The sequence below is a fragment of the Gottfriedia acidiceleris genome (assembly GCF_004138285.1).
Lineage (GTDB): Bacteria > Bacillota > Bacilli > Bacillales > Bacillaceae_G > Gottfriedia > Gottfriedia acidiceleris_A.
The window spans coordinates 62,322-84,776 of record NZ_SCFN01000021.1 but is presented as its reverse complement, the minus strand read 5'-3'; the positions used below and the strand labels follow the sequence as shown (position 1 = coordinate 84,776).

20 protein-coding genes are annotated in these 22,455 nt (G+C 33.3%); 16 read left to right on the top strand and 4 right to left on the bottom strand.

Features of this window, described 5'->3' with window-relative positions; all coding sequences use genetic code 11:
• Positions 1–165: 165 nt before the first annotated feature.
• The 5 genes from acnA to tlp all read left to right on the top strand — a co-directional run bounded on the left by acnA (position 166) and on the right by tlp (position 4,602).
• Positions 166–2,892: an aconitate hydratase AcnA gene (gene acnA / locus EP747_RS20490; protein ID WP_129691919.1), complete on the top strand. Its 2,727-nt coding sequence runs from the start codon at positions 166–168 to the stop codon at positions 2,890–2,892.
• Positions 2,893–3,278: 386 nt separating this feature from the next.
• Positions 3,279–3,830: a TlpA family protein disulfide reductase gene (locus EP747_RS20485; RefSeq protein ID WP_129691918.1), complete on the top strand. Its 552-nt coding sequence runs from the start codon at positions 3,279–3,281 to the stop codon at positions 3,828–3,830.
• A gap of 72 nt (positions 3,831–3,902) precedes the next feature.
• Positions 3,903–4,040 (top strand): FbpB family small basic protein, encoded by a 138-nt coding sequence (locus tag EP747_RS20480; protein WP_129691917.1) that lies wholly within the window; start codon positions 3,903–3,905, stop codon positions 4,038–4,040.
• 142 nt (positions 4,041–4,182) lie between these two features.
• The gene (locus tag EP747_RS20475; protein WP_069032371.1) at positions 4,183–4,323 is read left to right on the top strand and encodes an acid-soluble spore protein N; all 141 of its coding nucleotides are present in this window, start codon (positions 4,183–4,185) and stop codon (positions 4,321–4,323) included.
• A gap of 45 nt (positions 4,324–4,368) precedes the next feature.
• Positions 4,369–4,602 carry a small acid-soluble spore protein Tlp gene (gene tlp / locus EP747_RS20470; RefSeq protein WP_129691916.1) on the top strand — a complete coding sequence of 78 codons (234 nt, stop codon included), beginning with the start codon at positions 4,369–4,371 and terminating at the stop codon, positions 4,600–4,602.
• Positions 4,603–4,657: 55 nt separating this feature from the next.
• Here tlp and EP747_RS20465 read toward each other — a convergent pair whose 3' ends face one another.
• The 3 genes from EP747_RS20465 to EP747_RS24390 form a co-directional block, all read right to left on the bottom strand.
• Positions 4,658–5,944 (bottom strand): glycosyl hydrolase family 18 protein, encoded by a 1,287-nt coding sequence (locus EP747_RS20465; protein ID WP_129691915.1) that lies wholly within the window; start codon positions 5,942–5,944, stop codon positions 4,658–4,660.
• Positions 5,945–6,092: 148 nt separating this feature from the next.
• Positions 6,093–6,986 carry a prohibitin family protein gene (locus EP747_RS20460; protein ID WP_129691914.1) on the bottom strand — a complete coding sequence of 298 codons (894 nt, stop codon included), beginning with the start codon at positions 6,984–6,986 and terminating at the stop codon, positions 6,093–6,095.
• A complete protein-coding gene (locus EP747_RS24390) occupies positions 6,967–7,128 on the bottom strand; it encodes a hypothetical protein (protein ID WP_165347184.1) in 162 nt (53 codons plus the stop codon). The genes EP747_RS20460 and EP747_RS24390 overlap by 20 nt, the downstream gene beginning before the upstream one ends.
• A gap of 138 nt (positions 7,129–7,266) precedes the next feature.
• Here EP747_RS24390 and EP747_RS20455 point away from each other — a divergent pair, with 138 nt between their 5' ends.
• Entirely contained in the window at positions 7,267–7,689 is a 423-nt protein-coding gene (locus EP747_RS20455; protein WP_098234363.1) for an acyl-CoA thioesterase, read from the top strand.
• A gap of 83 nt (positions 7,690–7,772) precedes the next feature.
• Here EP747_RS20455 and plsY read toward each other — a convergent pair whose 3' ends face one another.
• Complete coding sequence (plsY, locus tag EP747_RS20450) at positions 7,773–8,375, bottom strand: glycerol-3-phosphate 1-O-acyltransferase PlsY (RefSeq protein WP_129691913.1); 603 nt, start codon at positions 8,373–8,375, stop codon at positions 7,773–7,775.
• Between the two features lie 176 nt (positions 8,376–8,551).
• On the opposite strand from plsY, the gene EP747_RS20445 reads away from it, so the two are divergent.
• From EP747_RS20445 to EP747_RS20400, 10 genes are all read left to right on the top strand, one after another.
• Positions 8,552–9,226 (top strand): response regulator transcription factor, encoded by a 675-nt coding sequence (locus tag EP747_RS20445; RefSeq protein WP_129691912.1) that lies wholly within the window; start codon positions 8,552–8,554, stop codon positions 9,224–9,226.
• A 3-nt stretch (positions 9,227–9,229) separates the two neighbouring features.
• Complete coding sequence (locus EP747_RS20440; RefSeq protein WP_129691911.1) at positions 9,230–11,020, top strand: sensor histidine kinase; 1,791 nt, start codon at positions 9,230–9,232, stop codon at positions 11,018–11,020.
• Between the two features lie 81 nt (positions 11,021–11,101).
• Positions 11,102–12,295 (top strand): S1C family serine protease, encoded by a 1,194-nt coding sequence (locus tag EP747_RS20435; RefSeq protein ID WP_129691910.1) that lies wholly within the window; start codon positions 11,102–11,104, stop codon positions 12,293–12,295.
• Positions 12,296–12,391: 96 nt separating this feature from the next.
• Positions 12,392–12,802, top strand: a complete 411-nt coding sequence (locus EP747_RS20430; protein WP_129691909.1) for a CoA-binding protein — start codon at positions 12,392–12,394, stop codon at positions 12,800–12,802.
• A 555-nt stretch (positions 12,803–13,357) separates the two neighbouring features.
• Positions 13,358–15,331 carry a DNA topoisomerase IV subunit B gene (parE, locus tag EP747_RS20425; protein WP_129691908.1) on the top strand — a complete coding sequence of 658 codons (1,974 nt, stop codon included), beginning with the start codon at positions 13,358–13,360 and terminating at the stop codon, positions 15,329–15,331.
• Positions 15,331–17,763: a DNA topoisomerase IV subunit A gene (gene parC / locus EP747_RS20420; RefSeq protein WP_129691907.1), complete on the top strand. Its 2,433-nt coding sequence runs from the start codon at positions 15,331–15,333 to the stop codon at positions 17,761–17,763. The genes parE and parC overlap by 1 nt, the downstream gene beginning before the upstream one ends.
• Positions 17,764–18,079: 316 nt before the next feature.
• Positions 18,080–19,261 carry a branched-chain amino acid ABC transporter substrate-binding protein gene (locus EP747_RS20415; RefSeq protein ID WP_129691906.1) on the top strand — a complete coding sequence of 394 codons (1,182 nt, stop codon included), beginning with the start codon at positions 18,080–18,082 and terminating at the stop codon, positions 19,259–19,261.
• A 140-nt stretch (positions 19,262–19,401) separates the two neighbouring features.
• Positions 19,402–20,385, top strand: coding sequence for a branched-chain amino acid ABC transporter permease (locus EP747_RS20410; RefSeq protein ID WP_129691905.1), 984 nt, complete (start codon positions 19,402–19,404; stop codon positions 20,383–20,385).
• A 9-nt stretch (positions 20,386–20,394) separates the two neighbouring features.
• Positions 20,395–21,663, top strand: coding sequence for a branched-chain amino acid ABC transporter permease (locus tag EP747_RS20405; protein ID WP_129691904.1), 1,269 nt, complete (start codon positions 20,395–20,397; stop codon positions 21,661–21,663).
• A gap of 16 nt (positions 21,664–21,679) precedes the next feature.
• Entirely contained in the window at positions 21,680–22,450 is a 771-nt protein-coding gene (locus EP747_RS20400) for an ABC transporter ATP-binding protein (protein WP_129691903.1), read from the top strand.
• The last annotated feature ends 5 nt before the right edge of the window (positions 22,451–22,455 follow it).

The window sequence follows — 22,455 nt, the reverse complement described above, 5'->3', positions numbered from 1 at the left end:
ATGACGTATTTGATTTAAAAGGTCATAAGTAATACTTATTACAAATGATAAGTTACTTGTTATTTACTTATGGTATACATTGTAATAATATATTATTGTAAGGTATTGAAAAGTTTGGATAGTAAATATATTCAGACATTTTTTGCTTAATAGGGGGAAGAAAACATGGGGAAAAATGACGTTTTCAAATCTCGTTCGACATTTACTGCGAACGATAAAACTTATCATTATTATCGCTTAAAAGCAATTGAGGAAGCTGGAGTAGCTAAAATCGGTAAATTACCTTATTCGATTAAAGTGTTACTAGAATCAGTTCTTCGTCAAGTAGATGGAAGAGTAATTACAAAAGATCATGTTGAAAATTTAGCAAAATGGGGAACAAGCGAGCTACAAGATGTAGATGTTCCGTTTAAACCTTCTCGTGTTATTTTACAAGACTTCACAGGTGTTCCAGCAGTAGTTGACTTAGCTTCATTACGTAAGGCAATGGCTGACATGGGTGGAGACCCTGAAGTAATTAATCCGGAAATTCCAGTAGACCTAGTAATTGACCACTCTGTAATGGTTGATAAAGCTGGTTCAGTTGATGCATTAGATTTCAATATGGATTTAGAATTTTCACGTAACGAAGAGCGTTACCAATTCTTAAGCTGGGCTCAAAAAGCATTTAATAACTATCGTGCTGTTCCACCAGCAACTGGTATCGTACACCAAGTTAACTTAGAATACTTAGCAAATGTAGTGCATGCAATTGCAAATGAAGATGGTGAAGTTGTTGCATTCCCTGATACATTAGTAGGTACTGACTCTCATACTACTATGATTAATGGTATTGGTGTATTAGGTTGGGGTGTAGGTGGTATTGAAGCTGAAGCAGGTATGCTTGGTCAACCATCATATTTCCCAGTTCCAGAAGTTATCGGTGTTAAATTAACTGGTGCTTTACCAAGTGGAACAACTGCAACTGATGTTGCGTTAAAAGTTACTGAAGTTTTACGTAAAAAAGGTGTAGTAAATAAATTTGTTGAGTTCTTTGGACCAGGTTTACAAAGCATGCCTTTAGCAGACCGTGCTACAATTGCAAACATGGCTCCTGAATACGGTGCAACATGTGGATTCTTCCCAGTTGATGTTGAGGCACTTAACTACTTACGTTTAACAGGTCGTTCTGAAGAGCAAATTCAATTAGTTGAAGCTTACTGCAAAGCTAATGATTTATTCTATACAGCTGACTTAGAAGATCCTACATTTACTGATTTAGTAGAAATCAATCTTTCAGAAATTGAATCAAATCTTTCTGGTCCAAAACGTCCACAAGATTTAATTCCATTATCTGATATGAAAAAATCATTCCAAGCAGCAGTTTCTGCCCCAATGGGTAATGCAGGTTTCGGTTTAACTGATGAAGCATTAGATAAAGAGGTAGCTGTTAAATTTGAAAACGGTACTGAAACAACTTTTAAAACTGGTGCAGTTGCAATTGCAGCAATCACAAGTTGTACAAATACTTCAAACCCATACGTTATGTTAGGTGCTGGTTTAGTAGCTAAAAAAGCTGTTGAAAAAGGTTTAACAGTACCTGCTTATGTAAAAACTTCATTAGCTCCTGGATCTAAAGTTGTTAGTGGATATTTACAAGAAGCTGGCTTAATTCCTTTCTTAAATCAATTAGGATTTAACATTGTTGGTTATGGATGTACTACATGTATCGGTAACTCTGGTCCATTAGCACCTGAAATGGAAGCAGCTATTGCTGAAAATGATATGTTAGTAACATCTGTACTTTCTGGTAACCGTAACTTCGAAGGACGTATTCATCCTCAAGTTAAAGGTAACTACTTAGCATCACCACCACTAGTAGTTGCTTACGCGTTAGCAGGTAATGTAAATATCGACTTCTCGGTTGAGCCAATCGGTCAAGATAAAGATGGAAACGATGTATTCTTAAAAGATATTTGGCCAACATCTGCAGAAGTTCAAGAAGTAGTTGCATCTACAGTTACTCCTGAATTATTCAAAAAAGAATACGAAAGAGTATTTGAAGATAACAAACGTTGGAACGAAATTCAAACAACTGATGATTCATTATACAAATGGGATAGCGAATCAACTTATATCGCAAATCCTCCATTCTTTGAAGGATTATCAAAAGAGCCAGGCGTAGTTAAACCATTAGATGGTTTAAAAATCGTTGGTAAATTCGGTGATTCAGTAACAACTGACCACATTTCACCAGCTGGTTCAATCGGTAAAACAACTCCTGCAGGACTTTACTTACAAAGTAAAGGTGTTAAACCTGTAGACTTTAACTCATACGGTTCTCGTCGTGGTAACCACGATGTAATGATGCGTGGTACATTTGCTAATATCCGTATCCGTAACCAAATCGCTCCAGGTACAGAAGGTGGATACACTACTTACTGGCCAACTGGCGAAGTTATGTCAATTTATGATGCAGCAATGCGTTATAAAGAAGATGGTACTGGATTAATGATTTTAGCAGGAAATGACTACGGTATGGGAAGTTCTCGTGACTGGGCTGCTAAAGGAACAAATCTTTTAGGTATCAAAACAGTTCTAGCTGAAAGCTTTGAGCGTATTCATAGAAGTAACTTAGTATTAATGGGTGTTTTACCACTTCAATTTAAAGATGGTGAAAATGCTGAAACATTTGGATTAACAGGTAAAGAGGTATTTGCTGTTAATGTAGATGAGAATGTTAAACCACGTGACCTTGTAAAAGTAACTGCAACAAAAGAAGACGGTACAACTGTAGAATTTGATGTAGTTGCTCGTTTCGACAGCGAAGTTGAAATCGACTACTACCGTCATGGTGGTATCTTACAAATGGTATTACGTGATAAATTAAATAATTCTAAAGTAACTCATTAATTTGTATAGAAAACACGGTCTTTATAGGACCGTGTTTTTTTTGATTTCGGGTAGGTGCATCGCGTTTAAAACTGTTGAATCGCAAATAAAAACCAGAAATTGCAATTAAATCTGTGGAATCACAATTAAATTCCGTATATCAGTAATTTAAAAGACCGAATCGATCAGCCTTACACCCAAATGGACTAAATGGATAAAAAAATAACGAATTAATAGGGCATTCCTGTAAAAAATATAAAAAAGTGGATCTATATTAAGATAATTTGAATTGAAAATAGTATATAAAGGTAATCCAAAGAGATATTGTATAAGAAGATATGCGAGCTTGTTCCACTTTTGTATTTATTATGGTTAAATAGAGATAGTTCATTAAAAGGGTGATTTGTATGAAAAAAGTAATTCCTTTGCTGATACTTTTAGTAGCGTTAGGATATTCAATTTTTCAATTATATGAGAAAAAAGAAGAAGAAAAAAAAGTCAGTAATAATAATGATGCTTATATTGCTTCAATTCAAAAATTAGGTGTTCAAGTTGGACAGCAGGCACCTGACATACAATTGATGACTTTAGATGAAAAGAAGGTTAAATTATCTTCATTCAAAGGTAAGAAAGTAATCTTAAACTTCTGGGCTACTTGGTGCCCTCCTTGTCAAGACGAGATACCAGCATTAGAGAAATTCCATCAAGAGCATAAGGATATTGAAATGATCGGTGTTGCGGATTATATTGGCGAGAAAAAGGATTTAAATTTTATCAAGAACTTTGTTAATAAAAATAGTATGAATTATCGAATTTTAATTGATGAAAACGGTGATAATTTTCGTAAATATGGTGTGATTTCAATACCAACTACATACTTTATTAATCCAAATGGAGAAGTAGTTTTTAAGCAAATTGGACCATTAACTGAAAAACAATTAAATGCATTTTTAAAATAAGAAAAAATTTACTAAAATGTAAGAAAACTCTTTTTTTTGGCAATACTAACATAAAAAGAAGAGGTGATTGTTTTGAGAAAGAAAAGACATAAATCGTTTCAAGAATTAATTCTTGAAAATAAAAATTCTCTATTAAATGATGAAGATGCTTTGAATAAAATATATGATCGACTAGAAGAACGTTTAGAAAGAAAAGCTAAAGTGGAGTAAATTAGTTATATTTGGGACTTTTTTACACTTTAAGGAGAAGGAAATATTTCCTTCTTTTTTTGTTGTCAAAATTGGTCTTTTTTTAAATTCCTCTTACATATTTACTGCAACATAACCCATACTATCGCTAGGGGGCGATAAAATGGGAAATCCAAAAAAACATCCTAAAGATTTTGTACCAAATCATGTGGGTACTCAAAACAAAGCAGCTGGTGGGAATAAAGGTAAACAAATGCAATATAAAGATCCTACTGGTAAACAACCTATCGTAGATAACGGGTAAATAACCAAAACACAAAAACATAATTTTGAATTGGAGTGATTTTTGATGGAATATACAAATACACCAAAGCCAGATGATCGTAGTGATAATGCAAGTAAAATCCAAGATATGATTAATAATACGAAGGAAAATATGAAAGAAGCAGAAGCTTCAATGAAATTCGGAAATGAACAGGATCGTCAAAATGCATTAGCTAAAAATCAACGTCGCGAGGAAGCTATAACAGCATTAGAAAGCGAGCTTAAAGACGAGCAAGCATTTAATGATGCAAATGATTGATTAAAAAAAGAAGCTAGGTATTTAGGAGTTAGCCTCATAAATACCTAGCTTTTCTTTATGCTCTTTTAACTACATTAAAATTAGCTTCAAGAAGCTCCCAATTTTGAATAAATGGTAATCCTAATTTCCAATACGATATACCTCGTATTTTCTCTTCTTTTATTAAGTTAAACTTGGCTTGAATTGATCTTGCATCTTCAAACCAAACTTCATGTTTTTGACCATTTGATTCTGTATATCGGAAATGAGGTGCTCTAGCTTTGTTATCAAACAGGATTTCGTTTGTCATTTGAATTGCTAAATTTGTAGCAGCTTCAGCACTTAATGCCTTAGCCATAGTACCTTGTTTAAATGGAACTTTCCAGTCAAATCCATATAAATTTTGACCCATTACAATTTTTGGTACAGGAATTACGGTCTTCGCATAGTTGATTACTTTACGAACTTGATCAATCGGTGATACGGCCATAGGAGGACCGCCTTGCCAACCCCAATCATATGTCATGATTACAACAAAGTCCACAACTTTACCTATGTTAGCATAATCATGAGCTTCGTAAAATCTACCCTTTTGGTTTGAACTTGTTTTTGGTATTAAAGTAGCACTCAATATGAATCCCTGAGGTAGCCTTGATTTTACTTTATTTAAAAAATTAATATAAGCTACACGATCAGTTGAAGCAACATCTTCAAAGTCTATATTTACTTCCCTAAATCCGTATTTATTAGCAGTACTAATAATTGTATTTATCAGTTTATCTTGAACTGCTGGACTTTGTAATATATCGGTTGCGAGTGATGTTGAAAACTGTCCATTTTCAAGGTTAGAGACAACCATCATATAAATACAGCGATTATCCTTTGCGATTTGAGGAATGTTTCCAATCGGCGGTTCTGATAGTGTACCATCTCTTTTTGCATCAAAGCTAAAATGTGCTAAATAGGTTAAAAACTTACTTTCTGTTCGAGCCGATTCTTCAAGAGCAGGTCTAATTGGATTTGAAGTAGGTTGTAAATAGCCAATTGATTCGATATTTCTTTTTTTTCGTGGTGGAAGATGTAGCTTTTGACCGACATTTAATGAAGCATATGGACTAATTCCACTTAAAGTTGCAATTTGACTTGATGTTACACCATAAGTTAAAGCTAAATCATATAAGTTATCACCGGGTTGAACAAAATATTCGTTTCCTGTAGTTGGTACAACAAGTGATTGACCTTTTATTATTTTATAAGGAGCTACAAGAGCATTTGAATTAATGAGTGCTTGGCGTTCAACTCCATAAAAATCTGCAATACTCATTACTGTTTCTCCACTTTTTACAACATGAATTTGCATCAAGTTTATCTCCTTCCATTAAACGTAGATATTCGTCTCTATTAAATATATGCCAAAGAGTTTGGATTAGAAGAGAATAGGTGGAAAAGCAAATTGAAATTGATTTTGAACATAAAAAACCTAGCCTAAGCTAGGTTTTTAGGAGAAATATTTATTTTTTTGATTCTTTATCGCTACTTGGATCAAGTGGGAATTGAATGATATTTGAGTTGCTGCCTGAGACTATAGGGAGTTTTCCATCCCATTTTTCTGCTTTTTTGTATTCAATTAATTCATTTGTTAACGTTTGTTGGATTACTTGGTTCGCTTTTGCTTGACCTTGTGCTCGGATAAGCTGTGAATCGGCATCTGCCTTTGCTTCTACTTTTTTCTTTTCTGCTTCAATTTTAGCCGTTTCTAGTTCAATTTTTTTACGATCATTTTCTTGGGCAGCTTGAACACGTGCATCAATTGCATCCTGCGTTTTTGCGTCTGGTTTTGGCGTTCCTAGTGTTAAATTTTCAACAAAGAAACCAAGTACTTTTACATCGTCTTTATAAATTGTTTCAATATCAGCTGAAGCATTACTTGATTTCTCACCGTATAATTGTAAAACTGTGTATTTTGATACTGCAATTCGAGCTGCATCTTGTAAACGTTTCTTTAAATATGTATCTTCAATTTCTTCGATTGACACAGGTCCAAACTCATTAAACATTGATACTACTTTAGAAGAATCAATTTTATATGTATATGATATATCCATTTCAATCCTTTTACCGTCTGAAGTAGCTAATGCTACGTCTTTATATTCTACAGTACGAAGACGGACTGGATATTCGGTAACTTTATCGAATAAACCAACGAAATTCCAACCTTGAGATAATGTATTTTTCTGGATTCCTCCATTGGGTGAATAGACAACTCCCACATAACCAGGTGTAATTTTTTCAATAAATAAAGTTGGAATTGTTACAATTAAGATCAGTGCAATTCCCGCGATGATTCCACCAATTAGTTTACGATTGAAAAATGAATTCTTTTTTTCATTTGGACGAATTTCCATTATTTTTGTCCCCCTTATCCTTTAAAATATTTTTTACTTTAGCTGATTTCTCACCAATTTTTTCAAATGTTGGAGAAAGAAGAAGCCATACGCCGAATAAAAAAAGAAGGATGATTAAGATTGAGCCCACTAGAACCTTCAAGAAGACGACCTCCTAATTTCATTGTTAGAAAATCATTAGTTTATTATAAGAAAATTATAACATTTAGGATAAGTTAAAAAATAGAACAATTATTAATTTTTTGGTAAAGTATTCTGTAGAAGAATAAGAGGTGAATTTATGTTTATTTCAGAGAAATTAGTTGAAGTTAGATATGCAGAAACAGATGCAATGGGTGTTGTGTACCATGCAAATTATTTAGTGTGGTTTGAAATTGGACGTACTCAATTAATAAAAGATTTGGGCTTTAATTATGCAGAAATGGAATCACAAGGTGTTATTTCTCCAGTGATCGATTTGAATGTTTCATACAAGAAAAGTCTACGATATGGACAATCTGCTAAAGTAAAAACAAAAATAAAATCACTTACACCACTTAAAGTGATCTATGAATATGAAATTATGAATGAAGAAGGCGATATTTGCTGTATAGGAAATTCAACACATGTCCTTGTTCATAAAGAAACATTTAGACCGATTAAATTTAAGAAAATGTTCCCTGACTGGTATGAAGCATATGAGAAGGCGATGGGGCAGGATTAAGGGGAAAGAAGAAGCAAAAAGAGCATGAATAAATAAAAGATTAGAGAGGGAAGATCATTAATCTTCAATCTCTAATCTTGCTATTAAAATTTTACTTTTGGTTCTGTTTTGTCTTTAATTCTTTTTATATTTGGACGATGTTTATATACGACAAAGATTGTAAGTACGATCAAAATATAAGTAATTATGTACCCATTGTCTTTAATTAGTCCTGTGTATTCCATTATAAAAGCTAAAATTGTACCAATAAAAGCTGTTAACATTGACGAAAGTGAAACGTATTTTGTTGTTTTTAAACTAATTGCGAAGATAATAATTAAGCAGACAAAAAGTAGTGGCGATGCATATAATAAGATCCCTGCAGAGGTTGCTACCGCTTTACCACCTCTAAAACCGGCAAAAATTGGATACATATGACCAATAACAGCAACTAGACCGATAATTAAAGGGTGAATTCCATGATAATGGAATAATACTGGTAATGAAGCTGCTAGTGTTCCTTTTAAAATATCTCCAAGCGTTACAATAATACCTGCTTTTTTACCTAATGTGCGGAATGTATTTGTCGCACCAAGATTTCCACTACCGTGTTGACGAATATCTACTCCGTAAAATATTTTTCCAACTACTAAACCGAATGGTACAGATCCGATTAAATAGGCTAGTACAATAATGACCAAACTCATTTTCTAGCTCCTTTTCAAACAATAATAAATTAGTGCAGTATCATATGATTTTATCACAATTTTAAGCGAATATATAGATAGTTGCTTTAGAATATTAATTCAAATGAGGAAACAAAGGACATTTTATTTTAGGTAAAAGTTCTTATATCTATCAATTTTAATGGAAGGAAAAAAATATGAACCCGACAGTTTTAATCATTGAAGATGAAAAAAGATTAAGAGAAATCGTAAAAGAGTATTTTGAAAACGATCAATTTATTGTGATCGAAGCAGAAGATGGAGAACAAGGCATAAAGAAATTTAAAGAAAATCAAGTAGATTTAATTATTCTAGATTTAATGCTTCCGAAATTAGATGGATGGGAAGTTTGTAAGTTAATTAGGGAGCAATCAAGTATTCCAATCATCATGATCACTGCTCGTTCGGAAGAAGAAGATCAATTACTTGGTTTTGACCTTGGAACAGATGAATATGTGACAAAGCCATTCAGTCCTAAAATTCTAGTAGCAAAAGCAAAGAGTGTACTTAGAAGAACAGCTGATCCAAAAGAAGATGATAAAGAATCTAAAACGATTTGTGGAATTACGATTAATACGTCTTCAAGGACAGCTTCAATTAATAATGAATTATTACAACTTACGAATAAAGAGTTCGAATTATTATGTTATTTAATTGATAATAAAGGCATCGTATTAACAAGAGATCAATTATTGAATAATATTTGGGGCTTTGATTATTTTGGTGATGGAAGAACAGTTGATACACATATAAAAAAACTTAGACATAAATTGGGTGACAAAGCAAAGCATATAGCAACAGTTATTAGAGTAGGCTATAAGTTTGAGGAGTAGAAGATGAAAAATAGTATAGTCCGTAAACTTTTTTTATCCATAACGTTATTATTAGTTATTTTTTTATTAATTGTATTTGTTGGTCAATCAATCTTTATGCAATCTTTTTATACGAATAAGAAAGTAAATATTGTAACAGAAGAACTAACACAGTTTGCTAAAGGGTATAAAGCGGGTAAGTTTAACAACAATCAGTTTCAACAAGAACTATCAAAACTATATTCGAAATACAATACAACTTTAGCAGTTTTAGATAAAAGAGGGGTACTAAAAGCTGAGAATAATTTTGATTTAACCGTTCTTACGAATGAAGGAAAAAAGGTATATGTACCTTTAAATAATCTATTATATTCGGATCAAATTGATAGTATTTTAGGGCTTAATATTAAAGAAAATTCAAGGATTACAATTCGAGGTTTTGTTCAAGATGATTATTTTATTCCACTCTATATAAAAACGAATATGGGTGTGTGGCAAGAGGAAAATCAACCGACTAACACAGTTCAATTGTCAACTAAAAATAGTCTTCAGGAAATGGTAAATATTGAAATTAAAGGGAAAGTTGTTAATTTACATTTACCAATTGCAAATCAATATACGTACTCAGCTCAAATGAACTCATTAATGGGTGCAATAACTGATTGGACAAAGAGTAATGAAGATTTTTCTAAATATACTGAGGAGGATTTTCCATTAATTTATCGCTACTTAGACCGAGCAAATGGATTAGAAAATAAAGTTTTTATTTACCCAATTAATACTAGTAAAGGTTCAAAAGAAGTTATTTTTGCGATTACATCACTACAACCAGTAAATGAAGCAATGTACGTTTTAAAAGATTTTTATATTTACGCATTTATTATTGCTTTATTATTGATTGTAATCGTTTCTTTTTATTATTCGAAATTGATTACGAAGCCATTATTGAAAATGAATTCTGTAACAAACCAATTAGCAAAGTTAAATTTTAACGAAAAAATCGATATTCAATCAGATGATGAAATTGGACAATTATCCAAATCAATTAATACATTATCTGAGAATTTAGCTAGTACGATTGAAAATTTACAGCAGGCAAATGTTAAATTAATGAGGGATATTGAAAAAGAAAAACAGTTAGAACAAATAAGAAAAGAGTTTATAAGTGGAGTTTCTCATGAGCTGAAAACTCCATTGAGTATCGTGCAAAGTTATGCAGAAGGTTTAAAAGATGGATTAAATATTGAAAAAAATGGTTATTATGCAGATGTAATCCTTGAAGAAGTTGATCGGATGAACGGGTTAGTTGTCGATATGCTAGAACTTTCCAAACTTCAATCGGGAACATACACACTTAAAAGTGAACCTTTCTTAATTGTGGATTGCATAGAAAATGTGATTATTCGCATGTTTGAAAATAGTAATAATCATTGTCATTTCAATTTTAATCTAGATGAAAATACGCTCGTAATAGGTGAAAAAAGAAAAATAGAACAAGTGATCATTAATATCCTTTCAAATGCAATCCATTATGGTAACCCAGGTAGTGTCATAAAAATGAATTTATTAGATGAAGGGGAATATGTAAATATCTCTATTTTTAATGAAGGTAATCCAATCCCTGCTGATAAAATTAATAAAATTTGGGATCGTTTCTATCGAATTGATGAATCTAGAAATAGACAAAATGGTGGAACAGGTTTAGGTTTAGCAATCGTAAAAACAATCCTTGACTTACATCATTCAACTATAAAAGTTCATAATAAGGTAGATGGAGTTGAATTTAATTTTAATTTGAAAAAATATTTGAATTAAATCAAAAAGTTCACAGCAAATACACATGAGTGGGTTAAATTAATATCAATCAAAGATACCTACATATTGGAGGAATGAATTATGGGATATTATGATGAAACAGATTTATACGATGAAAATAATCATAAAAGACAAAAGAGAAGTAGACGTGGAGGATATCCGCTTGTTACAGGCTTTATTGGAGCAATAATTGGAGCTGTAACGATCTCAATCGTATCCCCGGATATTTTTAACTTAACAAATAAACCTGCAAACTTATCAAATGATACGAATACTGTACCCACACAAGTTATTAATGTATCAAGGGAAGATTTAACAACTACAATCCAAAATGCTCGCAAATTTGTAGTAGGAGTTAATAATTATCAATCTTCAAATCCATTTTCAATGGAAACTGAAGAAGCTGGATCTGGTTCAGGTGTTGTTTATAAAAAAGTAGGAAATAAAGCTTTAGTTGCTACAAATAACCACGTTGTAGCTGGTGCAAAACAATTAAAAGTAAAAATGGCAGATGGTCAATTAATTGATGCTAAACTTGTTGGAACAGATGAATTATTAGATTTAGCTGTTGTAGCAATTGATGCAAAATATGTTACGAATATCGCTAAATTAGGTGATTCAGAAAAAATTAACGTAGGTGAAACTGCTATTGCAATTGGAAATCCACTTGGATTTTTAGAAAGTACTGTAACAGAAGGAATTGTAAGTAGTAAAGCTCGTGAAATACCACAAGATATCGATGGAGATGGAGTTGCAGATTATCAAACTCAAGTAATTCAAACGGATGCAGCGATTAATCCTGGTAATAGTGGTGGTGCTTTAATCAATGCAAAAGGTGAAGTAATCGGGATTAATTCAAGTAAAATTGCCGAACAAGCTGTAGAAGGAATTGGATTTGCAATCCCAATGAATATTGCAAAACCAGCTTTAGATCAAATCGAAAAATTTGGTGAAGTGACTCGACCTGTAATGGGTGTAGGCTTAAAATCACTTGATGAAATACCGCAATTTAATATCGAAGAAACATTAAAATTACCTGGTTCAGTGACTAAAGGTGCAGTTGTTACACATGTTGATCCAAATACTCCTGCTGCGAAAGTTGGAATGAAACAATTAGACGTTATTGTTGCACTTGATGATAAACCAGTAAGTGACGTAATTTCTGTGAGAGAATACCTATATTCTCACAAAAAAGTTGGAGATAAATTAAAGATTACTTATTACCGTGATGGTAAGTTAACTAATTCAACATTAACATTAGCTTCTAGTCAATGATTGACAGGCAATTGAGTTAAGAAATATGATAAAAGAATACTAAATAAGCGAAAAGTTAATCTTTTCGCTTATTTAAACAGAAAGGGTGATTAGCAAATGAGTAAATACCCATCAAGAGAAGAAATTGGCAAGATTTTAAAATCAAGTAAAGTAATTGCAGTTGTTGGATTATCAGGGGACCCGTCTAAAACGTCTTATATGGTAAGTAAGGCAATGCAAGATGCTGGATATAAAATTATTCCAGTAAATCCAACAGTTGATACTGTATTAGGAGAAAAAGCAGTATCCAGTTTAACAGAAATAAATGAAAAAGTTGATATTGTAAATGTATTTAGAAGACCTGAACACCTATTACCTGTAGCACAAGAGTTTCTTAAAATTGATTGCGATGTTTTCTTTGCACAGCTTGGAATCGAAAACGAAGAAGCATATCAATTGTTAAAAGAAAATGGTAAAACGGTCATTATGGATCGTTGTATTAAAGTAGAGCATGCAATGACAAGATAGGCCGTTAAAAAAGCTCACTGTTTCAGACTGTCCGCCAAACGCGTCGCTTTCTTCGTTGGTTCTCCTGGCTATGGTGCTCATTACCGATTAAGGTAGCTCGCTCGGCTCCTTACTAGCCTTCGCGCCTCGAATTCAAGCGCTTGCAATCAGTTTGAAAATCAAATTTTTGAAATTTGTTTGTTTTAGAATCTAGCTCACTGTTAATCAGTGAGTTTTTTTAACGGAAGTTCGAGTAGAGAATAAGAAGATTAGGGAATGCCGAGAAATTTTATAGATATGATTCAAATTAGATAAGCATTAAAATGCCAGTTTGCATAATCTGTAAATTTGAATTTTGTTAAGCTAATTTATCAATTTTCAACTTTAAACCTGCATTTTCATGATTCTAAAATCCAGCTTCTTATGAACCTGTCCTATTTTTTTTTTTCATGTTCGACTTGTAAGTTAGGAAAAAAACCATTAACATGAACGATTAGAAGAAACATTTTATTTATTATATGATATAATGGAACAGATGTTCTTATGTAAGTGTTTAGTTAGAAAGGAGAAATGGTGTTGGCAAAGAATGAAACAGCATATAACGAAGATGCGATACAGGTACTAGAAGGTTTAGAAGCTGTACGCAAAAGACCTGGAATGTATATTGGCAGCACAGATAGTAGAGGTCTGCACCATTTAGTTTATGAAATCGTAGATAACTCTGTAGATGAAGCATTAGCTGGTCACGGGACTCAAATAGATGTGGTTATTCATAAAGATAATAGCTTAAGCGTAAAAGACCATGGTCGTGGGATGCCTACTGGAATGCATAAAATGGGAAAACCAACTCCAGAAATTATTCTAACTGTTTTACACGCAGGTGGAAAATTTGGACAAGGCGGCTACAAAACAAGTGGTGGTCTACATGGTGTTGGTGCCTCAGTAGTTAATGCTTTATCAGAATGGTTAACAGTTGAAATTCACCGTGAAGGAACAATTTACAAGCAACGTTTTGAAGATGGAGGTAAAGCAGTAACTTCATTAGAAATCGTTGGTAAGACAAGACGAACTGGTACGACGATCCATTTTAAACCAGATCCAACTATTTTTAGCACAACAAATTTCAACTTTGATACTTTATGTGAAAGACTTAGAGAGTCAGCATTTTTATTAAAAGGTTTAAAAATTACAATTAAAGATGAACGTCATGATACGTTCGAAGAGTTTTATTATGAAAACGGTATCGAAGCATTTGTATCGTATTTAAACGAAGAAAAAGAAGCATTACATCCTGTGGTGTTCTTTGACGGATTACAAAATAAAATTGAGGTTGAATTTTCGTTCCAATTTAATGACGGATATTCGGAAACGATGCTTTCTTTCGTAAACAATGTTCGAACTAAAGATGGTGGTACGCACGAAGTTGGTGCAAAAACCGCTTTAACAAGAGCATTTAATGAATATGCAAGAAAAGTAAGTCTCTTAAAAGAAAAAGATAAAAATCTAGATGGAGCGGATATTCGTGAGGGATTAGCTGCAATTGTATCGGTACGAATTCCTGAAGAACTGCTTCAATTTGAAGGACAAACAAAAGGTAAATTAGGTACTAGTGAAGCAAGATCAGCTGTTGATTCAGTTGTTTCGGATCAATTAGCTTATTTCCTTGAAGAAAATCCAGACATTGCAACTTCATTAGTAAAGAAATCTATAAAAGCATTTCAAGCAAGAGAAGCTGCAAGGAAAGCACGTGAAGAAGCAAGAAGTGGTAAAAAGAGAAAACGCTCAGAAACTTCATTAAGCGGTAAGCTCACACCTGCACAGTCACGTAATCCACAGAAAAATGAATTATACCTAGTTGAGGGTGATTCAGCTGGTGGTAGTGCTAAACAAGGTCGTGATCGACGTTTCCAAGCAATTTTGCCTTTACGTGGTAAAGTAATCAATACCGAGAAGGCAAAACTAGCTGACATAATGAAAAATGAAGAGATTAATACGATTATTCATGCGATTGGTGCAGGAGTAGGTAGTGATTTTGAGGTTGAAGATGTTAATTATGACAAAATCGTTATTATGACCGATGCTGATACAGATGGAGCGCATATTCAAGTGCTTTTATTAACATTCTTTTACCGTTATATGAAGCCATTAGTAGAGGCTGGTAAAGTTTATATTGCCTTACCTCCTTTATTCAAAGTAAGTAAAGGTTCTGGAAAAAAAGAAGTAATCGAGTACGCTTGGTCTGAGGTAGACCTACAAGATGCAATCAAAAAAGTTGGTAAAGGGTATATGATTCAGCGTTACAAAGGACTTGGTGAGATGAATGCTGACCAACTTTGGGAAACAACGATGGATCCAGAAACGAGAACGCTTATTCGTGTGAAGATTGATGATTCCGCAAGAGCGGATCGTCGTGTAACTACATTAATGGGTGATAAAGTTGAACCTAGACGTAAATGGATTGAATCGAATGTAGTATTTGATTTAGATGAAGAGGATAAAATTTTAAACAATGAGCAAGTTGAAGTAGAATCAGAAGGGAGCGATGTCTGATGCAATCATCGGAAAAATTATATAATATCCCTTTAGAAGATATAATAGGTGACCGTTTTGGTCGATATAGTAAATATATTATTCAAGAACGAGCTTTACCTGATGCTCGTGACGGATTAAAGCCGGTTCAACGTCGTATTTTATATTCAATGCACGTTGAAGGTAACACGCAAGACAAGCCTTACCGTAAATCGGCTAAGACAGTCGGTAATGTAATTGGTAATTACCATCCTCATGGTGATACTTCTGTTTATGATGCGATGGTACGACTAAGTCAAGATTGGAAATTAAGAAATGTATTAATTCAAATGCATGGAAATAACGGTAGTATTGATGGAGACCCTCCAGCGGCTATGCGTTACACTGAAGCTAGGTTATCAGCAATTGCAAGTGAACTATTGAGAGATATTGATAAAGAAACAGTTGATTTTGTGCCCAACTTTGACGATACAAGTATGGAGCCAGTTGTTTTACCATCAATGTTTCCAAATTTATTGGTTAACGGTAGCACGGGAATCTCTGCTGGATATGCAACTGAAATACCTTCGCACCACCTTGGAGAAGTAATCGATGCGACGATTATGCGCATTGAAAATAAAAACTGTACAGTAGATGAATTAATGACCGTAATCCAAGGTCCTGATTTTGCTACTGGAGGGATCATTCAAGGTGTAGATGGAATAAAAAAAGCTTATGAAACAGGAAAAGGAAAGATCATTATTCGAAGCCGAGTTCATACCGAGGATTTACGTGGTGGAAAACAGGCATTAATCATTACAGAAATTCCTTCAGAAGTGAATAAAGCGAATTTAGTAAAGAAAATGGATGAGGTTCGTCTTGATCGAAAAGTCGATGGAATTACGGAAGTACGTGATGAAACAGATCGTACAGGACTACGTATTGTCATTGAACTGAAAAAAGATGCAAATAACGAAGCAATTTTAAATTATTTATATAAAAATACGGAGCTTCAAATACCTTATAACTTCAATATGGTTGCGATTTATAATCGTACACCAAAACAGATGTCATTACCTGCAATACTTGATGCGTATATTGAACATCAAAAAGAAGTCATTACAAATCGTTCAAATTTTGATTTAAGAAAAGCAAAAGCTCGTCAACATGTTGTAGAAGGTTTAATGAAGGCTTTATCGATTTTAGATGAAGTGATTACAACAATCCGTTCTGCAAATGATAAACGCGATGCAAAAGATAAGTTAATCGCTCAATTTGACTTTACTGAACAACAAGCTGAAGCGATTGTTATGTTACAGTTATATCGTTTAACAAATACTGATATTACTGCATTACAAGAAGAAGCAGATGAGTTAGATAAAAAGATCAAACAGCTTGAAGCAATTTTAAACAGTGAAGTAAAATTATTGTCAGTTATAAAAACAGACTTAAAGAAAATTAAGTTAAAATATGCAGACGACAGACGTTCGACAATTCAAGAAGAGATCGAAGAAATTAAAATTTCTAGAGAAGATATAATCGCTCAAGAAGACGTGATTGTCACGGTTACAAGTGAAGGATACGTTAAACGAACAAGTCCAAGATCTTTTTCAGCTTCGAATGGTAAAGATTACGGTATGAAAGAAGGCGACCGTTTAATTTATCAAATAGAAAGTACAACGACAGATACACTAATTTTATTTACATCAAAAGGTAACTATTTATATTTACCAATTCATGAAATGCAGGATATCAGATGGAAAGATATGGGGCAACATGTTGCTAATATTATTCCTATTGAGCGAGACGAAGCAATTCTTTCTGCTACAGTCGTAAATAATTTTGAAGAAAATAAAGATTATATTTTATTTGTCACTAAAAATGGTGTTGTAAAACGTACAAGTATACAGCAATTAAAAGTACAACGATATTCTAAACCACTTGTCGGTATGTCAATTAAGTCTGATGATTCCTTAATTTTTGCTGGTGTCACTTCAGAAACTGATCAAGTGTTGTTGTCTACAAGTTCAGGATACACATTGTTATTTAATGTTGAAGAGATTAGTATTCAAGGCTTAAGAGCTGGTGGAGTTAAAGGAATTAACTTAAAGGATAATGATTTTGTTGTTTCTGCAGACACCATTAGTAATAAAGTGAAAGAAATATTCTGTGCAACACATCGAGGGGCAATTAAAAAAATGAAACTCGATACGATCCCTCAAAGTTCTAGAGGTACACGTGGTGTTAAAGTACTTCGAGATTTAAAAAATAATCCTCATATGTTAATTGGGGTATACGCAATAAATGAAAATGATATGTTTGCTATACTAAGTAAATCTGGTCAATTTGAGACAGTTGACCCAACTGATTTAAGAAATAGTGATCAGTATAGTAATGGATCATTTGTTATGGATACAGATGATTCTGGTGAAATAAAGACAATAATTCGATATAAAAAAGAAGAAAATAACTAAAAAAAGACCTATTCCAAACTTTTTGGAATAGGTTTTTTTGTCGAATTTGTCGAAAGGTGTAAAATGATACTAGGAAAATGTTTTTTTAGGATTAACCTAGTAAAATACATTAAAATCCTTTAATTTTATATTTCGAAAATAAGGAAAAAAAGTTTTAATGATTTATTTATGGGAATAATTGCCTAAAAAAACGACGAATCGACAGAATTGTCGAAATATTTTGAATCAAAAGAACTTGTCTAACGAAAAAATATAGATTACTATTTTCTTAAGAATTTTAAATTTTCAAAAAATAGGTTTTTAAGGGGGCGTACATATGGTTTTTAAGAAGGGGTTTGCAATTTTAGCATCAGTATCGTTAACTGCGGGTATTTTAGCAGGCTGTGGTAATAGTAGTTCAAAGGATGGGAACCAGGTCATTAAAATTGCTACAAATACACCATTATCTGGTAATAATGCAATTTTAGGTGAATCAATTAAACTTGGAGCTCAGCTAGCATTAGAGGATCAAAAAGCAGCTTTCAAAAAATTAGGATTTGATTTAAAAATCGTACCTTATGATGATCAAGGGGATCCAAAAAAAGGTGTAGCAAATGCTGAGCAGTTAGCTGCAGACAATAAAATCCTTGGTGTTGTAGGACACTTAAACTCTGGTGTAGCAATTCCTTCTTCAGTAAAGTATGAGAAAGACCATATCGTAATGGTATCTCCTTCAAATACTGCGAATGAAGTAACTGATCGTGGATTAGGAGTAGTTAACCGAATTTGTGCTCGTGATGACTTCCAAGGTCCTGCAGGTGCAAATTACGCTGTTAATACTTTAAAAGCTAAAAATATTTTTATCATACAAGATAAAACACCTTACGGAACTGGTTTAGCAAATGAATTCAAAGCTGCTGCTGAGAAATTAGGCGCTAAAATTTTAGGTGAAGAAGGTATCTCAATCGGAGATAAAGACTTTAACGGAGTACTAAATAATGCAATTGCGAAAAAGCCTGATTTAGTATTCTTTGGTGGACTTTATGCTGAAGGTGGAATTTTATTAAAGCAAGCTCGTGAAAAAGGATTAAACATCCCATTCATGGGTGGAGATGGAATGGACTCTTCAGGTTTAGTTGATATTGCTGGAGATGCTGTTAAAAACTTCTACTATACTTCAGTAGCTGGTGATACGTTAAAAACAGATAAAGGTAAAGCTTTTGCTGACGCATATAAATCTAAATTTAATAAAAACATCGAATCGTTCTCATCTTACGGTTATGATTCTGCCGGCGTTTTATTAGAAGGATTAAAAAATGCGATCAATGATAATAAAGGAAAAACGCCAACACGTGAACAAGTTGAAAAAGCAGTACGTGCGATTCAAGATTATGATGGTGTAGTAACGAAGGTTGGCTTCGACGATAAAGGGGACAACAAATACGCGAAAGTATTTATTTATACGTTTAAAGAAGCTAAATATCCTGGTACTCAAGAAGGCGAAGTTACTAAACCTTAATTAGAAACTATGCCAACCAGAAAAAGAAAAGAGTATCCCGTAAAAACGAGATACTCTTTTTCTCTCAATAAGTTGAGAAAATTGTAAAATTTTGGAAGTTGATAGGAAATAAACCACATTATTTATAGGAGGTCTTATACATGAATGAAGTAATCCAAACACTACCTCAAGTACTAATAGACGGTCTTGTTTTAGGAGCAGTATATGCAATTGTAGCACTCGGATACACGATGGTTTATGGGATTTTGGAACTAATCAACTTTGCACATGGTGAAATATTCATGGCGGGTGCGTTTATAGGTACTGCAGTATTAATTACATTTACTGGTTTAGGCTTATTAAGTAGTTTACCTGCAATTATCGTGTTAGCAATTGTTTTAATAGTTGCTTCATTAGCAACTGGATTCCTAGGAATGGGGATCGAAAGAGTAGCGTATCGTCCATTGCGAAAAGCACCAAAATTAATCACATTAATTACAGCAATCGGTATTTCATTTTTACTACAAGATATCGTACGTTTTATTGCTGAATTAAAACAAGGAAATTACATTATTACTGGCCCATCACTATTTTCAGGACAACACCAAATTAAAACTAGCTCAATTTTTTCTTCATTTGGAAATGCACAAATTAAATCAGCATCAATTATTATTTTAGTCGTTGCAGTTGTAATGATGATTTCATTAGATTACTTCATCAATAAAACAAAATGGGGTACAGCAATGCGTGCAGTTGCACAAGATCGTGAAACTGCATCATTAATGTCTGTAAACGTTAACAAAGTCATCTCATTAACCTTCTTTTTAGGTTCTGGATTAGGTGGTGCAACTGGCGTACTATTTGCATTACAATATAACACAATTGACCCGTACATCGGTTTTATTTTAGGTCTAAAAGCATTTACAGCTGCAGTATTAGGTGGAATCGGAAATATCCGTGGTGCGATGCTTGGCGGTTTATTAATCGGTGTAATCGAAGTGTTTGCAGCAACAAATTTATCAACTTTAACACATGGCATTTTCCCGTCAGAATATAAAGATGTAGTTGCATTTGGAATTTTAATTCTAGTTCTAATATTCAAGCCAGAAGGTTTATTAGGTAAACCTGTAGCTGAGAAAGTGTAGGTGAATTAGATGAAGAGCTTATTAAATGGGTTAAAACAATCAAATAAACTACAAGGAATTTTCTTAGGAGCTTATATCGTTGTTACATCATTAGGATTATATCTTTTGCAAGAATCCGTAACGGCATTTCTATTAATCTTGTTCTCACTTTATTTATTATATAAAACTAATTTTCCAGTCAAATTAAAATGGAGCATTGGAATCCTAGTTTTAACCGTGATCATGCCGTATGTTGCATCACAAGGTACAGCATTGGAATCATATATGGGTGTAGCGACTTTAGTTGGAATCTATGTTGCAATGGCACTTGGATTAAACGTAGTAGTTGGTTTAGCGGGACTATTAGATTTAGGTTTTGTTGCCTTCTTTGCAATCGGTTCATATACTTATGCAATTTTTTCGACTAAACAAGTAACAAATTTCTTACATTTTGACTTTCTTCCTTTTTCAGGAAACTCATTTTGGGCATTTATACTAATCGGTGGAATTATCGCTGCAATTGCAGGCGTATTATTAGGTATTCCGGTACTTCGAGTAAAAGGTGATTATTTAGCAATTGTAACTCTTGGATTTGGAGAAATTATTCGAATCGTATTTAATAACTTAGATAAACCAGTAAACATTACTGGAGGAGCACAAGGTATTTCTTCTATTGCGCCACCTACTTTATTTGGATTAGAGATTGTTAATTCAAGCCAATTTTATTATGTAGTTCTAGTTGTATTAGCAATCGTAATTTTAGCTGTTACTAGATTACAAGATTCTAAGCTTGGACGCTCTTGGAAGGCGGTTCGTGAGAATGAAATCGCTGCACAAGCATCAGGTATTCACTTAGTACGTACGAAATTAATTGCATTTGCAATCGGTGCATCTTTCTCAGGAATGATGGGAGTAGTATTCTCTGCAAAGCAAATGTTCATCGATCCTACAAGTTTTACATTACTTGAATCAATTACGATCTTAGTAATGGTTATTTTAGGCGGAATGGGTAGTGTGCCAGGGGTAATCCTTGGAGCTGCACTTGTAACAATTTTAAATCTACAAGTATTAACAGAAGTAACAAATTATTTAAACCAATTAACATTAGATGGAGTTATTAATTTACCACCTGCTCTATCGCCTTCTAAAATGCAACGTATGATTTTCGGACTAATTTTAGTACTTGTAGCAATCTTTAGGCCTAAAGGATTATTGCCTGCCAAAAATAAGATTGTTCCAAAAGAAGATGTCGTAGATCAAACTGTAGTCGAAGAAAAAACACGCACAGTTTCATTTTAGGAGGGGAGGTTATAATATGTTAAAAACAACGAATTTAACGAAAAGCTTTGGCGGTTTAACAGCTGTTAATAATGTAAATATTGAAATTAAAGAAGGCTCAATCACAGCCGTAATTGGACCAAATGGTGCAGGAAAAACAACATTTTTTAATATGATCACAGGTGTATATACTCCTACTAGTGGTGAAATTTTGTTAGGTAATGAGAGCTTAGTAGGGTTAAAGCCACATTCTGTTAATAAAAAAGGCATAGCGCGTACGTTCCAAAATATTCGTTTATTTAGTAGTATGACTGCTTTAGAAAACGTCATGGTAGGAATGCATCAACATTTAAAATATGGTATTTTTTCAACAATATTCCATTTACCTAAATTTAAAAAAGCAGAAAAATCGGCGATGAAGGAAGCGTATAAATGGTTGGAATACGTAGGATTGGCTGATGTATATAATGAGGAAGCATCGAGTCTATCGTATGGTGCACAAAGACGACTTGAAATCGCTCGTGCATTAGCATCTCAACCAAGCATCTTACTTTTAGATGAGCCAGCTGCAGGGATGAATCCGAAAGAAACGAAAGAATTGACTGATTTAATCTATCAAATGAGAGATGATCTTAACTTAACAATCGTCTTAATCGAGCATGATATGAAGCTTGTTATGGAAATATCCGAGTATTTATTTGTACTTGATCATGGCGAAAAAATAGCAGAAGGTAAACCACTCGAAATTCGAAATAATCAAAAAGTAATTGAAGCATATTTAGGAAAAAGTGCAGTGACTACTGCATAGTGAAA

Excerpts from the sequence above, each read along its gene's own strand:
- EP747_RS20410 (WP_129691905.1), top strand. The coding sequence starts at position 19,402 with ATGAATGAAGTAATCCAAACACTACCTCAAGTACTAATAGACGGTCTT.
- plsY (WP_129691913.1), bottom strand. The coding sequence starts at position 8,375 with ATGAGTTTGGTCATTATTGTACTAGCCTATTTAATCGGATCTGTACCA.
- EP747_RS20440 (WP_129691911.1), top strand. The coding sequence starts at position 9,230 with ATGAAAAATAGTATAGTCCGTAAACTTTTTTTATCCATAACGTTATTA.
- EP747_RS20430 (WP_129691909.1), top strand. The coding sequence starts at position 12,392 with ATGAGTAAATACCCATCAAGAGAAGAAATTGGCAAGATTTTAAAATCA.
- EP747_RS20445 (WP_129691912.1), top strand. The coding sequence starts at position 8,552 with ATGAACCCGACAGTTTTAATCATTGAAGATGAAAAAAGATTAAGAGAA.
- EP747_RS20400 (WP_129691903.1), top strand. The coding sequence starts at position 21,680 with ATGTTAAAAACAACGAATTTAACGAAAAGCTTTGGCGGTTTAACAGCT.
- EP747_RS20435 (WP_129691910.1), top strand. The coding sequence starts at position 11,102 with ATGGGATATTATGATGAAACAGATTTATACGATGAAAATAATCATAAA.
- tlp (WP_129691916.1), top strand. The coding sequence starts at position 4,369 with ATGGAATATACAAATACACCAAAGCCAGATGATCGTAGTGATAATGCA.
- EP747_RS20485 (WP_129691918.1), top strand. The coding sequence starts at position 3,279 with ATGAAAAAAGTAATTCCTTTGCTGATACTTTTAGTAGCGTTAGGATAT.
- EP747_RS20455 (WP_098234363.1), top strand. The coding sequence starts at position 7,267 with ATGTTTATTTCAGAGAAATTAGTTGAAGTTAGATATGCAGAAACAGAT.
- parC (WP_129691907.1), top strand. The coding sequence starts at position 15,331 with ATGCAATCATCGGAAAAATTATATAATATCCCTTTAGAAGATATAATA.
- EP747_RS20405 (WP_129691904.1), top strand. The coding sequence starts at position 20,395 with ATGAAGAGCTTATTAAATGGGTTAAAACAATCAAATAAACTACAAGGA.
- EP747_RS20475 (WP_069032371.1), top strand. The coding sequence starts at position 4,183 with ATGGGAAATCCAAAAAAACATCCTAAAGATTTTGTACCAAATCATGTG.
- EP747_RS20415 (WP_129691906.1), top strand. The coding sequence starts at position 18,080 with ATGGTTTTTAAGAAGGGGTTTGCAATTTTAGCATCAGTATCGTTAACT.
- EP747_RS20460 (WP_129691914.1), bottom strand. The coding sequence starts at position 6,986 with ATGGAAATTCGTCCAAATGAAAAAAAGAATTCATTTTTCAATCGTAAA.
- acnA (WP_129691919.1), top strand. The coding sequence starts at position 166 with ATGGGGAAAAATGACGTTTTCAAATCTCGTTCGACATTTACTGCGAAC.